The sequence below is a fragment of the Microbacterium sp. ISL-103 genome, assembly GCF_018613995.1.
Classification (GTDB): Bacteria; Actinomycetota; Actinomycetes; order Actinomycetales; family Microbacteriaceae; genus Microbacterium.
Window position 1 is genome coordinate 1 of sequence record NZ_JAGGPD010000240.1, and the last position, 15,747, is coordinate 15,747.

13 protein-coding genes and 1 pseudogene are annotated in these 15,747 nt (G+C 68.9%); 9 read left to right on the forward strand and 5 right to left on the reverse strand.

Annotated features, from left to right (window positions below):
* The 3 genes from J7E68_RS09775 to J7E68_RS09785 all read right to left on the reverse strand — a co-directional run.
* A partial coding sequence (locus tag J7E68_RS09775) for a lamin tail domain-containing protein (protein ID WP_215172103.1) occupies positions 1-2,927 on the reverse strand: 2,927 nt, incomplete at its 3' end.
* Between the two features lie 120 nt (positions 2,928-3,047).
* The gene (locus tag J7E68_RS09780) at positions 3,048-4,067 is read right to left on the reverse strand and encodes an ABC transporter permease (protein ID WP_215172105.1); all 1,020 of its coding nucleotides are present in this window, start codon (positions 4,065-4,067) and stop codon (positions 3,048-3,050) included.
* On the reverse strand, positions 4,064-5,122 hold the full coding sequence (locus J7E68_RS09785) for an ATP-binding cassette domain-containing protein (RefSeq protein WP_215172107.1): 1,059 nt from the start codon (positions 5,120-5,122) through the stop codon (positions 4,064-4,066). The genes J7E68_RS09780 and J7E68_RS09785 overlap by 4 nt, the downstream gene beginning before the upstream one ends.
* A gap of 98 nt (positions 5,123-5,220) precedes the next feature.
* Here J7E68_RS09785 and J7E68_RS09790 point away from each other — a divergent pair, with 98 nt between their 5' ends.
* Both J7E68_RS09790 and J7E68_RS09795 read left to right on the forward strand, forming a co-directional pair.
* Positions 5,221-5,616, forward strand: coding sequence for a YccF domain-containing protein (locus J7E68_RS09790; protein ID WP_215172109.1), 396 nt, complete (start codon positions 5,221-5,223; stop codon positions 5,614-5,616).
* A gap of 34 nt (positions 5,617-5,650) precedes the next feature.
* Complete coding sequence (locus J7E68_RS09795; protein WP_215172111.1) at positions 5,651-6,112, forward strand: hemerythrin domain-containing protein; 462 nt, start codon at positions 5,651-5,653, stop codon at positions 6,110-6,112.
* A gap of 21 nt (positions 6,113-6,133) precedes the next feature.
* On the opposite strand, the gene J7E68_RS09800 is transcribed toward J7E68_RS09795, so the two are convergent.
* Positions 6,134-7,120 carry a glycerophosphodiester phosphodiesterase family protein gene (locus J7E68_RS09800; protein WP_215172113.1) on the reverse strand — a complete coding sequence of 329 codons (987 nt, stop codon included), beginning with the start codon at positions 7,118-7,120 and terminating at the stop codon, positions 6,134-6,136.
* 87 nt (positions 7,121-7,207) lie between these two features.
* Between J7E68_RS09800 and J7E68_RS09805 the strand changes: the two genes are divergently transcribed.
* Positions 7,208-8,134 carry a Bax inhibitor-1/YccA family protein gene (locus tag J7E68_RS09805; RefSeq protein WP_215172115.1) on the forward strand — a complete coding sequence of 309 codons (927 nt, stop codon included), beginning with the start codon at positions 7,208-7,210 and terminating at the stop codon, positions 8,132-8,134.
* A 160-nt stretch (positions 8,135-8,294) separates the two neighbouring features.
* Positions 8,295-8,567, forward strand: coding sequence for a GlsB/YeaQ/YmgE family stress response membrane protein (locus J7E68_RS09810; protein ID WP_140036394.1), 273 nt, complete (start codon positions 8,295-8,297; stop codon positions 8,565-8,567).
* A 76-nt stretch (positions 8,568-8,643) separates the two neighbouring features.
* On the opposite strand, the gene J7E68_RS09815 is transcribed toward J7E68_RS09810, so the two are convergent.
* The gene (locus tag J7E68_RS09815) at positions 8,644-9,873 is read right to left on the reverse strand and encodes a sigma-70 family RNA polymerase sigma factor (protein ID WP_311416805.1); all 1,230 of its coding nucleotides are present in this window, start codon (positions 9,871-9,873) and stop codon (positions 8,644-8,646) included.
* 571 nt (positions 9,874-10,444) lie between these two features.
* Here J7E68_RS09815 and J7E68_RS20300 point away from each other — a divergent pair.
* The 5 genes and pseudogenes from J7E68_RS20300 to J7E68_RS09840 form a co-directional block, all read left to right on the forward strand.
* Positions 10,445-10,534 carry a potassium-transporting ATPase subunit F gene (locus J7E68_RS20300; protein ID WP_215172119.1) on the forward strand — a complete coding sequence of 30 codons (90 nt, stop codon included), beginning with the start codon at positions 10,445-10,447 and terminating at the stop codon, positions 10,532-10,534.
* A gap of 17 nt (positions 10,535-10,551) precedes the next feature.
* On the forward strand, positions 10,552-12,231 hold the full coding sequence (gene kdpA, locus J7E68_RS09825) for a potassium-transporting ATPase subunit KdpA (RefSeq protein ID WP_215172125.1): 1,680 nt from the start codon (positions 10,552-10,554) through the stop codon (positions 12,229-12,231).
* 1 nt (position 12,232) lies between these two features.
* Positions 12,233-14,383 carry a potassium-transporting ATPase subunit KdpB gene (kdpB, locus tag J7E68_RS09830; protein ID WP_215172121.1) on the forward strand — a complete coding sequence of 717 codons (2,151 nt, stop codon included), beginning with the start codon at positions 12,233-12,235 and terminating at the stop codon, positions 14,381-14,383.
* A gap of 52 nt (positions 14,384-14,435) precedes the next feature.
* Positions 14,436-15,035, forward strand: a complete 600-nt coding sequence (kdpC, locus tag J7E68_RS09835; RefSeq protein WP_215172123.1) for a potassium-transporting ATPase subunit KdpC — start codon at positions 14,436-14,438, stop codon at positions 15,033-15,035.
* A gap of 14 nt (positions 15,036-15,049) precedes the next feature.
* Positions 15,050-15,747, forward strand: a pseudogene (locus J7E68_RS09840) (histidine kinase); the annotation flags it as partial.

Sequence of the window (15,747 nt, forward strand, 5' to 3'; positions counted from 1 at the left end):
ATGTCGGCCCACCCGATGAGAGCGCCGTCTGCGTCGAACGCCGCGATGCGGTGCGCGCCGAGCGAAGCATCCGCAGGGATCGTGAGCGTCATCGTCCCCGCCGCGCTCGCGGCACCGCTGGAGAGGAGCACCGGGTCGGAGTACATCCAGACGGCGATGCTCTCGCCGCCACGGTCGGCGCCGAGCGACACGGTCACCTGCTGTCCCCGCGAGGCGACGCTCGGGTCGACCGTCACGCCGTTGCGGTTGTCGTCGGTGAGCGAGGTGCCGGGCAGCGGCGGCGTCTCGGCCCCGGGGTTGCCGGGGTTCTCCCCCGTGCCGCCGGGAAGGGTGCCGACCCGCAGCGCCTCGGAGGCGAAGCCGTCGGCGAACCACCACACGGGGCGCTGTCCGTCGACCGACAGCGAGGCGGGCGCGGTGGCGAAGCCCTCGTTGTTGATGTCGGGCATGCCGGCAGGGCGTGCGAAGTGCGCGATGCCGGGCTGAGCAGTGCCGTTCAGCGTGATCTGGGCCGATCGGCCCTGGCATCCGTCGTCGCAGACCGCCCAGAGCACGTCGAGCACGCTGTCGTAGTCGAGCGCCATCACTCCGGGCAGTCCCGGGGCGATCTCCGAGACCAGCGTCGCCCCACCGTCTGCGGCGAGTGCGAACGCGTAGACGTGTCCGTTGTCCTCGACCGCGACGAAGAACAGGCCGTCGCCGTGACCGGCATAGTCCTTCGAGTCATACGCGGCACCGGTGTTGACGTCGAACAGCGCGCCGTCGAGCGCCGTGTCCGGCACCCACTGCACGGCCTCCATGCCGAGGTTGGCACCCACCGCCGGCAGCAGAGAGGTGAGGTCCCACTCCTGCTGGGCCACGAGGTCACCGGATGCGGCGTCGGGATCGACCTTGAGCACCGTGTTCTGGTTCACGCCCTTGGCACTGTTGTCGCGCTCGGAGGCGACATAGACGGCACCTCGCCCGTCGACCGTGATGCCCTCGGTGTCAGGACCCGCAGCACCCGGATTCGCGGCATCCTTCTGGAACCGCACCCGCTTGCCGGACTCCCAGCCGGAGATCTGCGAGAAGCTGCCGTCTGCGTGCGCCTTCAGCTTCCAGATGCGACCTTCGCCGTTGTCGACGGCCCACAGGAACGCACCGTCCTTCGTCTCCTGCACGTCGAGGCCAGAGCTGTCCTCGAGGAACGTCGGAGCCGTGTCGAGCACGCGCACCTCGGCCGACCCCGGCCAGGTCGAGACCGGGATCTCGCCGGCGCAGACGTTCGCCGCGCCCTTGGTCGCCTCAGCGGTGACGGCGAAGGCACCGGTCGTGTCGGGGCAGCGACCCCAGGTGACGGCGGCGTGGCCGGCACCCCAGGTCGTCGAGTCGACGAGCAGATCGCCGTCGAACAGTCGCACCGAGTCGCCGTCGCCCAGGCCGAAGCCGAGGTCGGCCCGCTCGATCACGAGGTAGGCGCCGGCGGCGATGGTCGTTCCGGCCGGGATCGCGTACGCGTGGGTGTCATCGTCGTCCTTCACGACGATGCCAGAGACGTCGAGCACCGAGGCTGTCGGGTTGACGAGCTCGATCCAGTCGTCGGGCGATCCGCCGTCGGACTCGACCTCGTTGATCCGCACCGGGTTCCCGCAGGCGTTGCGAAGCCCCTTGGTCGATACGGCGATGTCGACGAAGTCGTCCGCGCAGCGGGCGAGGACGCCTGCCGCGTGCGAGGTGTAGACGTGCTCGTCGACGACGTTGAGGTTCGCGTCGCGCACCGTGACGGTGTCGCCGTTGCCCAGGCCGAAGACGAAGTCCTTCGGCTGATCGAAGACGAGGTATGCGCCTGCCTCGAGCACCGTGCCCGCGGGCAGCGGAGTGGTCTCGGCGGCGTGGGCGACCGGGTCGCCGTCCATCAGCGACCATCCCGAGACGTCGACCGGAGTGCTTCCGGTGTTGACGACCTCGACCCAGTCGGTGGCGTCGGCGTTGGACTCGATCTCGTTGATCACCACGTCGGGCATGACGCACGAGTTCGCAGCTCCCCTGGTCGAGTAGGCCAGCACGAAGGCCCCCTCGCCGTCGGGGCAGCGCGCGAGCGTCGCGGCTGCGACGTCGCCGTCGATGGCCGCGTGGGCCGCCCAGGGCAGCGTGTCGTCGATCATCGTGCCGCCCGCGTCGAAGAGACGGATGCGGTCGGCGCTGCCGATGCCGATCGGATCACGGAACGCGGTCTCGACGCCGTCGACGCGACCGATGGAGGCCTCGTCGACGACGAGGAACTCTCCGGCGGCGATCTCGGTGCCCGGCAGGAACTGCCAGCGGTGGTCGTCGGAGTTGTCGCGGATCTCGTATCCCGAGATGTCGAGGGGAGCATCGCCCGCGTTGTGGAACTCGACCCAGTCCGCAGGCTGCGAGTCGACCTCGTTGATGGCGATCGTGCCGCCCACGGGGTTGTCGGCCACGAAGACGTTGACCGCGCCCTTGGTGGATTCGCTCGTGGTCGCCCATTCGATCGTGCCCGCGACCTCGCGCGCACCCCAGGTGACCTCGGCGTGCTGAGTCCAGGCCGTCTCGTCGGCGAGGACGCCGTTCGGGTCGAACAGCCTCACCTGGTCGGCTTTGCCGAGCCCGAAGGTGAAGTCGCCGACGCCGGCGTTCACCTCGTCGAGCACCAGATACGCGCCCGGCTCGACTGTCGTGCCCGCCGGGAAGGTGTACGACTCGTCGTCGCCGTTGTCCTTGACGACATAGCCGCTCAGATCGACGGAGGCGGACGACGTGTTGACGAACTCGATCCAGTCGCCGGGCACGCCGCCGCTGGATTCGACTTCGTTGATGCGGATGCCGGATTCGGCTCCGGTGGCGGCGAGGGGCACGGCGAGCAGGGCGGCTGCGCTGAGGGCGCAGACCGTCGTGACCGCAGCCGCGGGGTGCAGGCGGGACATGGGGCTCCTGAGGGAATCAGACGGGTGTCACCCCACATCACCGATCCCGCATGGCGACCGCACGACCCGCCGGTGCACGGATGGTGAACGGCCGGTGGCCATTCACCTGACCGGCCCCGATCAGGCGATGCGCGTACCCGGTGGCAGTCGCTTCGCCGGCGTGCGCGTGCGCGACCAGGCCCCCGCGAACAGGCCCCCGGCGATGACGATCTGCACGCCGAGTCCGACGAACCAGCTCGGCACCGTCTCGGCGATGGTCTCCTCAGGGGTCGGGTAGTCGTAGGCGTTCGCCTCGCAGTCGTCCCAGCGCTGATCCGTCGGGGCCTGCTGGGCGGTGCGCACACCGAGCTTGATCTGGCCGAACATGTCGACCGGGTATCCGTTGGGGTCGAACTCGGTGGGCGTGGCGTCGGCGAGCACGACGAACGGGTTGGCGGCGAGCACCCACCAGACGAGATCGAACCGAGGGACCTCGGTCGTGTACGACTCCCACGACTCGCAGTCGACAGTGCCCGAGGCGTCGTACGGGCGGTTGTACTGGGTCGTCTCGGTGCGGATCGCCATGCCCCCGAGCATGAAGACGATGAGGGTGCCGATGGCGAGTCCGGCGATCACGAGGTAGGTCGTCGCGACCGAGAACAGCGGGCGGGCGATCAGGCCGCTGAGGCCGACGCCGATGGCCGCGACGATGATGATCTCGGCGATGAGCACGAGCAGGGAGACGAGAAGCACGAGAGGATCCGCGCCTCCGCCGAGCAGCGACACCGCCAGGAAGGGGATCGCCACGATCAGGAAGGCGAAGCCGGTCGCCACGGCCGCGGCGAGCTTGCCGAGCATGATGTCACCGGTCGATGCGGCAGTCACCTGCACGGCGGCCAACGTCGCCGCGTCGCGGTCGCCGTTGATGGCGTTGCCGCTGAGAGTGGGCGAGACGAGCACCACCAGCAGCAGCACCATGTTCACGACGATCGAGAACACCCCGGCTCCGACGAAGTCCCCCCACGAGTAGACGGCGAACGACAGGCCGGTCACCCCCAGCAGCACCAGCGCGAAGACGCCGAGAAGCACGTACCAGCCGACGCTCCGCAGCCGCTGCGTCAGCTCGAGGCGGGCGATGATGCGGATGTTCGTGAGACTCATGATCCGGCCTCCTCAGTCGTCGATGCTGCGGGCGGTGCTGCGGGCGGAGGCGGCGGCGCTGTCGGCGGGGCGGCCGGTGCGGGCGGCATCGCGGGCGATGCGGCAGCGGCAGCAGCGGCAGCGGCAGCGGCAGCGGCCTGGTGGTTCAGTGTGAGGAACGTGTGCTCGAGCGCGCTCTGGGCGGGGGCGAACTCCGAGATCCGGAGTCCGGCGTGCACCAGGGCATGCAGGCCGAGAGCGGCCGCGTCTTCCGTCTCGAAGCCGACGAGCACTCCCCCTCGATCGGCGCCGATCGACTCGACGGGAACGCCGAGAGTCTGCGCGACCTGCCACATGTCGGCGTTCTGCCGCGCAGCATCCGCACCCAGCAGGCGGATCCTCCAGGCGCGGCCGGTCGCCTGCGCAGGAGCGGCGTCGACCACGGAACCCGCGACGAGGAACACCGCGTCATCGACCACCTCTTCGAGTTCCGAGAGGATGTGGCTGGAGATCAGCACCGTCCGCCCCTCTGCGGCGAACCTCCGCAGCAGCACCCGCAGCTGGATGCGAGCCTCAGGGTCGAGCCCCGATGCGGGTTCATCGAGCAGCAGCACCTGCGGGTCGTGCACCAGGGCGCGGGCGAGACCCAGCTTCTGCTTCTGACCTCGCGACAGCACCTTGGCCGGGGCATCGGCGAGCGCCGCGAGATCGACGAGATCGAGCAGGTGCGCCGCGCGATCCGCCGCGGCCGCGGGTGCGATGCCGTAGAGCCGCGCCGTGGTGGTGATCGTCTCACGCGCCGTGAGCGAGGGCCACGCGCCGAGAGCATCCGGCATCCACCCCAGCAGTCTTCTCGCGGCGAGGGGATCCTCCGAGGGATCGACTCCTGCGATGCGGATGGTGCCGGTGTCGGGCGCGAGCAGAGACGCGAGCATCAGGAGCAGCGTCGTCTTGCCTGCCCCGTTCGGCCCGACGAGCCCGGTCACCCTTCCCGGCTCGGCCCGGAGGGTCGCGGCGCGCACGGCCTGGACGCTCCCGAAGGATCTGCTGACGCTGTCGACGACGATTCCGGTCATGCGGTCAGTCTGGCATCCGCCCTCGCCGAAACGAGGGAGGCGGACGCAGCGCACGACGACGAGGCGGTTGCCCAGACTCCCGATGCGACAATCGAGACGTGCGCACGATCCTCAACATCATCTGGCTGATCTTCGCCGGCCTCGCCCTGTTCCTCGGCTACATGCTCGCGGGAATCCTGCTGTGCATCCCCATCGTGACGATCCCGTGGGCGATCGCGTCGTTCCGCATCGCACGCTACGCGATCTGGCCGTTCGGACGCGAGATCGTCAGCAAGCCGACCTCGGGCGTCGGCTCGTTCCTCGGCAACGTGCTCTGGGTGATCCTCGCCGGCTGGTGGCTGGCGATCGGCCACATCGTGTCGGGCCTCGCCCTGTGCATCACCATCATCGGCATCCCCCTGGGCATCGCCGACTTCAAGATGGTGCCCGTGTCGCTCATGCCGCTCGGAAAAGAGATCGTCTCTCGCCGGGGCGCGTTCGACAGAACCCTCTGAGCCCACGCGTCAGCCCCCATCTAGACTGGCGCGGATGGATGCCGACCGCCTGATCGCCTGGGACGACGAGCTGCGCCGGGCTCACGGTCGCCTTCGCGCGGCTCTCGAGGCGACGAGATCGGCTGCGGACCGCGGCGCGGATGCCCCGGACGCGGCCGCAGAGCTGTCGCTGTTCTGCATCGGCTTCTGCTCGGCGCTCGACGGGCATCATCTGAGTGAAGACCGCGCGCTGTTCCCGGCGCTGCGCGCGGAGCACCCCGAGCTCGGCGAGGTGATCGACAAGCTCATGCAGGATCACTCGATGCTCGCCCACCTGCTCGGCAGCCTGCGCACGGCTGTCGAGGGCGGCGAGAGCCCCGAGTTCATCGAGCGGCACCTCGACGGGGTCGGGGCGATCATGGAATCGCACTTCCGTTACGAGGAGCGCGAGATCCTGACCCCGCTGCGGGCGTTGCATCTGGAGCGTCCGGTAGCCGACGTGCTCGGCCCGCTCTGAACGGCCCGCTCTGAACGATCGTCAGCTGCGGAAGAAGCTGACGCCGAGATCGGGGTGGTCGACGAAGACGCCGTCGACGCCGGTGCGAGCGATCACCGCCCATTCCGCCTCGTAGTCGCCGTAGGCGCCCTTGCCTCCGGAACCACGGAACTCCGCGGCGAGGAAGGCGTTCTCGGGTCGGCACGTCCACGTGAAGACCGTGAGGCCCCGGGCGTGCGCGTCGGCGACGAGCGTGTTGCCCGCCGCGAGCAGCATCCTCTTGTTCACGCTGATGCCGTCGACCTTCCCGACGAGCCCGTCGAGCCCCTGCGGGGTCACCGTGGCCTTGTAGGTGAGCGCCTGCGTGCCCTGCGCGACGAGCAGATCGTACGGGCGGCCCGATGCCTCGATCAGGTAGATGTACGAGGCCGCGATGCCGCGCTCCTTCAGGTCGCCGAGGATCGTCGATTCGAAGCACTCGATGATCAGCGGCAGCTCGCCCTCGGCCCACCCGGCCGCGCGCAGGTCGCGCTCGATCAGCGGAGCGAGGTCGAGGCCGATGCTCGCGAAGTACGTGGCGTGCTTGACCTCGAGGACCACTCCGATCTCGCGCCCGTGCTCGACCGACCCCTCGCGCACGATGTCGAGCACGTCGGTCAGCCGAAGGATGGCCTGAGACCCGTTGAAGCTCGCGCTCGACAGGCGCACCTCGGGCAGCCGCTCGCGACTGCGCAGGGTCGTCAGCTCCTCCCAGGTGAAGTCCTCGGTGAACCATCCGGTGAGGGCCTGGCCGTCGACGCGCTTGGTCGTCTTGCGGTCGGCGAACTCCGCATGCTCCGCGACGTCCGTGGTACCCGAGATCTCGTTCTCGTGCCGCACGATCAGCACGCCGTCCTTCGTGGCGACAACGTCGGGTTCGACCGCATCCACCCCCATCGCGAGGGCGAGCTCGTAGGACGAGCGACTGTGTTCCGGACGGTAGCCGGGCGCACCGCGATGCCCGATCACGAGAGGCGATTTCCTGGGCACGCTCTCAGCGTAGAACACCCTGATGGCCCGCCCTTCCGGCTATCGTGGAGGAAAGCGACCTACAACCCACTTTGGAGTGAGGCCCACATGAGCAACTTCGCCTTCAACAATCCGGCGTTCCAGCAGCAGGATCCGCGCAACGTCGCGACCTACCCGGGAGCCCCGCAGGGCGCTCAGGGTGCGCAGGCCGCGTCGTTCCAGCACGGAACGATGGACGCTGCCGCCAACGCGCAGCTGGAGGGCATGTACGCCGCTCCCCCGGCCGGCGCGATCGAGACCGACCGCATGTCGGTCGAAGACACCGTTTGGAAGACCGCCGGGCTCTTCGCCATCCTGCTGGTCACCGCAGCCGTCGGCTGGTTCCTGACCCTGGGCGGCGTCGCCGCTCCCGAGCAGAACCCCTACGACCAGTTCCAGCCGAACCTGATGCCGTGGATCATCGGCGCACTCGGCGGCTTCGTGCTCGCGATGATCATCTCGTTCACCTCTCGCAAGAAGGTGCGCCCCGCGCTGATCTTCGCCTACGCCGCATTCGAGGGTCTCTTCATCGGTGGCATCTCGGCATTCTTCGAGGTCATGTGGCCCGGAATCGTCGTCCAGGCCACGCTCGCCACGGTCTCGGTCGTCGGTGTCACGCTGGCACTGTTCGCGAGCGGCAAGATCCGCGCCTCGAAGAAGGCCACCAAGATCTTCATGGTCGCCATGGTCGGCTACCTCGTCTTCTCGTTGCTGAACCTCGTGCTCATGTGGACCGGCGTCCTGCCCGAGGGCCAGGCCTTCGGTCTCTACAGCGCGACGATCATGGGCATCCCGCTCGGCCTGATCATCGGCGTCCTCGTCGTCATCATGGCGGCGTACTCGCTGGTGCTCGACTTCGACCAGATCCAGCAGGGCGTGCGCAACGGCGCTCCCCGCAAGTACGGCTGGCTCGGCGCCTTCGGCATCATGGTCACGGTCGTCTGGCTCTACGTCGAGATCCTGCGAATGATCGCGATCGTCCGCGGCAGCAACTGACGCGAACCGCCTCACTCAGAGGCCCGTCTCCTTCGGGAGGCGGGCCTCTTGGCATACTCGGAGGGCTCAGCGCAAGGGGTTGGCTGATAAACAGCTGAGAGGGCATTGTGGATTTCACGAGCCCTGGCACCCCGGGGCTCACAACACAAAGGAGCTGAACATGAGCTTTCTCGGATTCCTACTTCTCGGTCTCATCGCCGGCGCGATCGCAAAGCTGATCCTTCCCGGCAAGCAGGGCGGCGGATGGCTTATCACCCTTCTGCTCGGCGTCGTCGGCGCCTTCCTCGGCGGATGGCTCGGCAGCCTGATCCTGAACCGTCCTCTCACGGAGTTCTGGGACCTCGGCACCTGGCTCCTCGCCATCGGCGGCTCGATCATCGTGCTGCTGATCTACGGTCTGATCGTCGGTCGCGGCAGCAAGGCTCGCAGCTGACACATCGCAGTACCGAACCGCCCTTCACCCCAGCATCGCTGGGTGGAGGGCGGTTCTCTGTGCGGGGCCGAGGTGGTCAGCGCTCGGTGGCCTTGGCCTGCAGCAGCGCACGCTCCCTGTCGTTGCCGGCGAGTGCCGCGGCGACGGCGAACTCGCTGCGCGCCTCGTCTGCGCGTCCGAGCCGCACGAGCAGCTCGCCACGGGTCGCGGGCAGCAGGTGGTATCCCGCCAGTGCCCCGGAGGCTGCGAGTGCGTCGATGATCTGCAGAGCGGATGCGGGTCCCGTCGCCATCGCCACCGCCGCCGCGCGGTTGAGCTCGACCACGGGCGACGGTGCGATGCGGCCGAGGGCCTCGTACAGCAGCACGATGCGGTCCCAGTCCGTCTCGTCGATCGAGGGAGCGACCGCGTGACTCTCGGCGATGGCCGCCTGCAGGCCATAGGGGCCGCGGCCTGAGCCCAGAGCATCCGCCGCAGCCAAGGCCGCACGACCGCGGCCGATACGACTGCGATCCCAGCGACGGCGATCCGGGTCGGCGAGCAGCACCGGCTCGCCATGCGCGTCCACCCGAGCGGGGAATCGGGCAGCAGTCAGCTCCATCAGCGCGAGGAGGCTGTGCACATCGCGCTCGCGGGGCATCAGAGCCGCGAGAACACGCGTGAGGCGGATGGCCTCGAGGCTGAGCTCGGGGCGCATCCAGTCTGGCCCGCTGCTGGCCGCGTGCCCCTCGTTGAAGATCAGGTAGAGCACGGCGAGCACCCCGTCGACCCTGATCCGGAGGTCGTCGGCCGCCGGCATCCGATACGGGATCCGCTCGGTCTTGATCTTCGCCTTGGCTCGGGTGATGCGCTGCCGCACCGCGGATTCCTGGATGAGGAACGCCCGCGCGATCTCCTCGACGGTGAGACCTCCGACGATCCGCAGTGTCAGCGCGACGCGCGCCTCGAGCGACAGCACCGGGTGGCAGCAGGTGAAGAGCAGGCGGAGGCGATCGTCGTCGATGACGCCTGTGGGCTCCGCAGGCTCGGGATCGTGCAGCATGAGAGCCTCCCGCTGCTTGGCATCGCGGAACGATTCACGACGCAGTCGATCGATGGCTCTGCGATAGGCGGTGGTGGTGATCCATCCGGCGGGGTTGGGCGGTACGCCGTTCTCCGGCCAGAGCTCGGAGGCTGCGGCGAAGGCTTCCGCCGCCATCTCCTCCGCCAGGTCGAGGTCCCCGCATCGTCGGGTGAGACCCCCGACGATGCGCGCCCACTCGTCACGGTAGATCTGCGTGACGCGCGCCTCGACGTCGGCGTTCACCGGCCGCCCCTGATCCCGTTCCGGCGCCGCATCACTCGGGCTCTCTCCGTCCACTCGGTCGAGCAAGATCTGCTCCGACCCTGCCCTCCCGTCGATCATCCCGGTTCCCCGCTCCTGCGCAAAGACATGCGTGCCCACAGGCGGCGAGCGCGAGCCACGAGAGACGGTCGCCGGGTCAGCCCGGGATGCTCGAGCGCCGCGCGTCGTCGAGCGATGCGCTGGTCTGCTTCCTCCGCCTCGAGCCGGTAGACCAGATTCGCCACCATCGGATCGTTGTACACAGCCGTCACCGCATCTCTCGCGTCGTGGGGCCCCCGGGATCGGTCGCCTCCACCTTCACCACGAACGACGGCGTGCGGATGCGACAACGGGGCGTGAGAAAGTTCGCGGGATGCCGAGATGTGAGCATCCTGCATGCATCCCGCACGGCTCCGTAGGCAAAGCGTGAGGATCGTCATATTCCGGTCTGCACGGGAGTTGTATCGAGTCTCGTGCTCGACATCATCTACATCGCGCTGACTCTCGCGCTGTTCGCCCTCGTCTCTCTGATCGCTGCGGGGGTGGAACGACTGTGATCGTCTTCGAGATCATCGCCGCCGCCCTCGCCGTGGCCGCCGTCGTCTATCTCGTGGCGGCTCTCGTCGCCCCGGAGAAGTTCTGATGGGCGCCGGTTCGTCGATGGGAGCCGACCTCTGGTTCGGCATCCTGCAAGCCGTCGTCCTCCTCGTCGCGATCGTGCTGCTCTACCGCCCGGTGGGCGACTACATGGCCCACGTCTTCAGCACCCCCCGTGATCTGAAGGCCGAGCGGGGCATCTATCGCCTCATCGGTGTCGACCCGGCATCCGAGCAGACCTGGCGCGCCTACGCCCGCAGCGTGCTCGCGTTCTCGGTCGTCGGCCTGCTGCTGGTCTACGGGCTGCAGCGCCTGCAGGGCTTCCTGCCCGAGTCGCTCGGACTCGCCGCGGTTCCCGAGGGTCTGGCCTTCAACACCGCCGCGTCGTTCGTCGCGAACACGAACTGGCAGTCGTACTCGCCCGAGCAGACCATGGGCTACACCGTGCAGCTCGCCGGCCTCACCGTGCAGAACTTCATCTCGGCGGCCGTCGGCCTGGCAGTCGCGGTCGCGCTGATCCGTGGACTCTCCCGCCGCGGATCGACCACGATCGGCAACTTCTGGGTCGACCTGATCCGCGGGCTCGGCCGCATCCTGCTGCCGATCGCGCTGATCGCCGCCGTCGCCCTGATCGCAGGCGGCGTGGTGCAGAACTTCGCCGGGTTCACCGATGTGACCACGGTGTCGGGTGGCACGCAGACGATCCCCGGCGGACCCGTCGCCTCGCAGGAGGCCATCAAGCTGCTCGGCACGAACGGCGGCGGCTTCTTCAACGCCAACTCCGCGCATCCGTTCGAGAACCCGACCGGGTGGACCAACCTGCTGCAGATCCTGCTGATCCTCGTGATCCCGTTCGCGCTCCCCCGCACGTTCGGCCGCATGATCGGCGACAACCGCCAGGGCTACGCGATCGCGGCCGTGATGGGCACGATCTTCCTGGTCTCGACCTTCGCGCTGTCGGCCCTCGAACTCGCCGGCCGTGGCTCGGCCCCTGAACTCGCGGGGGCGGCGATGGAGGGCAAGGAGGTGCGCTTCGGCATCCTCGGCTCCACGCTGTTCGGCAGCGCCAGCACGCTGACGTCGACCGGCGCGGTGAACTCGATGCACGACTCGTACACAGCACTGGGCGGCATGATGCCGATGCTCAACATGATGCTCGGTGAGGTCGCCCCCGGCGGTGTCGGATCGGGGCTCTACGGCATGCTCGTGCTCGCGATCATCGCGGTGTTCGTCGGTGGGCTGCTCGTCGGCCGCACCCCCGAGTACCTCGGCAAGCGCATCGGCCCGAAAGAGATCAAGCTCGCGAGCCTGTACATCCTCGTGACGCCGACCCTCGTGCTGGCAGGCACCGCGCTGAGCTTCGCGATCCCCGGCATCCGCGCCGACGTCGAATCGACCAGCATCCTGAACCCCGGTGTGCACGGCATGAGCGAGGTGCTCTATGCCTTCACCTCGGCTGCGAACAACAACGGCTCGGCCTTCGCCGGACTCACCGCGAACACCCCGTGGTTCAACACCGCACTGGGAGTCGCGATGCTTCTCGGCCGATTCCTGCCGATCGTGCTCGTGCTGGCTCTCGCAGGGTCGTTCGCCGGGCAGCAGCGCGTGCCGGAGAACACCGGAACCCTGCCCACGCACCGACCGCAGTTCGTCGGCCTCCTCGCCGCCGTCGCGGTCATCATCACGGCACTCACCTACTTCCCGGTGCTCGCACTGGGACCCCTCGCTGAAGGACTCGTCTGACATGACCCTCATCACCACGCCCTCCGAGACACCGTCGGAACAGCAGGATGCTGCGGCATCCGACCCGACCGCACCGCCCCGATCGTTCGGCTGGGCGCAGCTGACCCAGGCCCTTCCCGGGGCGGTGCGCAAGCTCAACCCCGCCTCACTCGTGCGCAACCCCGTGATGCTGCTCGTCTGGGTCGGCGCCGCGTTCACCACCGTGCTCGCGATCGCCGAGCCGTTCCTCGGCGGCCCGGCCGACTCCGGGGGAACCGCGGTGCCCGCGCCGTTCACCTGGGGCATCGCGATCTGGCTGTGGCTGACCGTGCTGTTCGCCAACGTCGCGGAGTCCGTGGCCGAGGGGCGTGGCAAAGCTCAGGCCGCGAGCCTGCGCAAGACCCGCACGAGCACCATGGCGCGCACGGTCGTCCGCTACGACGCAGGCGCGGATGCCACGGCGGAGCGCACCGAGACGGCCGACGTCTCATCGGCAGAGCTGCAGCGCGACGACATCGTGATCGTCACCGCCGGCGAGCTGATCCCGGGCGACGGCGACATCGTCGCCGGCATCGCGACCGTCGACGAGTCGGCGATCACGGGCGAGAGCGCCCCGGTCATCCGCGAGTCCGGCGGCGACCGCAGCGCCGTCACGGGCGGCACGCGAGTGCTGTCGGACCGCATCGTCGTGCGCATCACGTCGAAGCCGGGCGAGACGTTCGTCGACCGCATGATCGCGCCCGTCGAGGGCGCGAGCCGTCAGCGCACGCCCAACGAGATCGCCCTCAACATCCTGCTCGCGAGCCTGTCGATCGTGTTCGTCGTGGTGGTGCTCGCGCTCAACCCGATCGCCTCGTATGCGGCGTCGCCCGTCAGCATCCCGGTGCTGATCGCCCTGCTCGTGTGTCTCATCCCCACCACGATCGGCGCCCTGCTCTCGGCCATCGGCATCGCCGGCATGGACCGTCTCGTGCAGCGCAACGTGCTCGCCATGTCGGGCCGCGCGGTCGAGGCGGCGGGTGATGTGACGACCCTGCTGCTCGACAAGACCGGCACCATCACCTACGGCAACCGCCAGGCGCGCGAGGTGATGCGCCTCGGTGGCGTCGACCCCGACGAGCTGCTGCGTGTGGCTGCTCTCTCCTCCCTCGCCGACCCGACGCCCGAGGGCGCCTCGATCGTCGCGCTCGCCACGTCGCGCGGCATCCGGGTCGACGAGCCGGCGGATGCCGTGGTCGTGCCGTTCACCGCCCAGACCCGCATGTCGGGCCTCGATCTCGCCGACGGCACGCAGATCCGCAAGGGTGCGGGCTCGGCGGTCAGCGCCTGGCTCGGACTCGGGTCGGATGCCGAACTCACCGGCCTCGTCGACGGCGTCGCGTCGAGCGGCGGCACCCCGCTGGTGGTCGCCGTGAAGCATCCGACAGGGGCCGGGGAGGTGCTCGGCGTCGTGCACCTCAAGGACATCGTGAAAGACGGTCTGCGCGAGAGGTTCGAGGAGCTCCGCAGCATGGGCATCCGCACGGTCATGATCACGGGCGACAACCCGCTGACCGCCGCCGCGATCGCGAAGGAGGCCGGTGTCGACGACTTCCTCGCCGAGGCGACTCCCGAGCAGAAGCTCGAGCTGATCAAGCGCGAGCAGCAGGGGGGCCGACTCGTCGCCATGACCGGTGACGGCACGAACGACGCCCCCGCTCTCGCCCAGGCCGACGTCGGCGTCGCGATGAACACCGGCACGTCGGCGGCGAAGGAGGCCGGCAACATGGTCGACCTCGACTCGGATCCGACCAAGCTGATCGACATCGTGCGCATCGGCAAGCAGCTGCTCATCACCCGTGGAGCGCTGACGACGTTCTCGCTCGCGAACGACATCGCCAAGTACTTCGCGATCATCCCGGCGATGTTCATGGGCGTCTTCCCCGGGCTCGCGGCGCCCAACATCATGCAGCTGCACTCCCCCGCATCCGCCCTGACGACCCCGATCATCTTCAACGCGATCGTGATCGTCTTCCTGATTCCCCTCGCGCCGCGCGGGGTGAAGTACCGACCCGCGAGCGCCTCGCAGATCCGGCAGCGCAACCTGCTCGTCTACGGCCTGGGCGGAGTGATCGCGCCGTTCATCGGCATCAAGCTGATCGACCTCGTCATCACCCTCATCCCCGGTTTCTGACCGGCATCCGCCTCGCTTCCCTCTCGCTCCTTCTCGCTCCGAAAGGCCTCTCATGTCCTCCTCCCGCACCGTGGCCCGCACCACCGGGGTCGCGATCCGCGCGATGCTCGTACTCACCCTCGTGCTGGGCGTCGGGTACACGCTCGTCGTCACCGGCATCGGCCAGCTGCTGCTGCCGTTCCAGGCGAACGGGTCGCCCCTCGCCGACGATCGGGGCAGCTCGCTGATCGGACAGTCCTTCACGGACGCCGACGGCGAGGCGCTTCCCGAGTACTTCCAGTCGCGCCCGTCTGCCGCCGGCGACGGCTATGACGGCGCCGGCTCGAGCGGCAGCAACCTCGGGCCCGAGAACCCCGACCTCGTCGCCGCGATCGGCGAGCGCCAGGCGGCCATCGCCGACCGCGAGGGTGTGAGCGTCGACGCTGTGCCGGCCGACGCCGTGACGGCATCGGGCTCAGGTCTCGATCCGCACATCAGCGTCGCCTACGCGCTGCTGCAGGTGCCGCGGGTGGCGGCCGAGCGAGGCCTGCCCGAGCAGCAGGTGCGCGACCTCGTGGAGTCTAGAATTCAAGGGCGGGATCTGGGATTCCTCGGCACAGAACGCATCAACGTCGCCGAACTCAACCTCGCGCTCGATGAGCAGGAGGGCTGATGAGGCCAGAGCGGATGCCGCGGCGCGGCCGACTCCGCGTGCTGCTCGGCGCAGCCCCCGGTGTCGGCAAGACCTTCGAGATGCTCGTCGAAGGGCGCCGACTGCTCGATGAGGGCCGCGATGTGGTGATCGCGATCGTCGAGACGCATGAGCGCGCGGCGACCGCGGCGCAGACCATCGGCATCCCCGAGGTGCCCCGACGCATCGATCTGCACCGGGGCGTGCCGCTGAGCGAGATGGATCTGGAGGCCGTGCTCGCACGCCGCCCCGAGATCGCCCTCGTCGACGAGCTCGCGCACACGAACACCCCTGGCTCGCAGAACCCGAAGCGCTGGCAGGACGTCGATGTGCTGCTGGACGCGGGCATCGACGTGGTCACGACGGTCAACGTGCAGCACATCGAATCGCTGAACGCGGTCGTCGAGAAGATCACCGGCATCGCCCAGCAGGAGACGATCCCGGATGCGGTGGTGCGAGCCGCCGACGAAATCGAGGTCGTCGACCTCGCCCCGCAGTCGCTGCGCGACCGTCTGTCGGCCGGACTCGTCTACCCCGCCGAGCGGATCGACGCCGCCCTGTCGAACTACTTCCGCCTCGGCAACCTCACGGCGCTCCGCGAACTCGCACTGCTGTGGCTCGCCGACGAGGTCGACAGCGCACTGCGCAGCTACCGGGCCGACCACGGCATCGAGGGCACATGGCAGGCGCGCGA

Coding starts and splice junctions, on each gene's coding strand:
- J7E68_RS09810 (WP_140036394.1), top strand. CDS start 8,295: ATGAGCTTTCTCGGATTCCTACTTCTCGGTCTCATCGCCGGCGCGATC.
- J7E68_RS09795 (WP_215172111.1), top strand. CDS start 5,651: ATGGATGCCGACCGCCTGATCGCCTGGGACGACGAGCTGCGCCGGGCT.
- kdpA (WP_215172125.1), top strand. CDS start 10,552: ATGGGAGCCGACCTCTGGTTCGGCATCCTGCAAGCCGTCGTCCTCCTC.
- J7E68_RS09805 (WP_215172115.1), top strand. CDS start 7,208: ATGAGCAACTTCGCCTTCAACAATCCGGCGTTCCAGCAGCAGGATCCG.
- J7E68_RS09780 (WP_215172105.1), bottom strand. CDS start 4,067: ATGAGTCTCACGAACATCCGCATCATCGCCCGCCTCGAGCTGACGCAG.
- kdpB (WP_215172121.1), top strand. CDS start 12,233: ATGACCCTCATCACCACGCCCTCCGAGACACCGTCGGAACAGCAGGAT.
- J7E68_RS09785 (WP_215172107.1), bottom strand. CDS start 5,122: ATGACCGGAATCGTCGTCGACAGCGTCAGCAGATCCTTCGGGAGCGTC.
- kdpC (WP_215172123.1), top strand. CDS start 14,436: ATGTCCTCCTCCCGCACCGTGGCCCGCACCACCGGGGTCGCGATCCGC.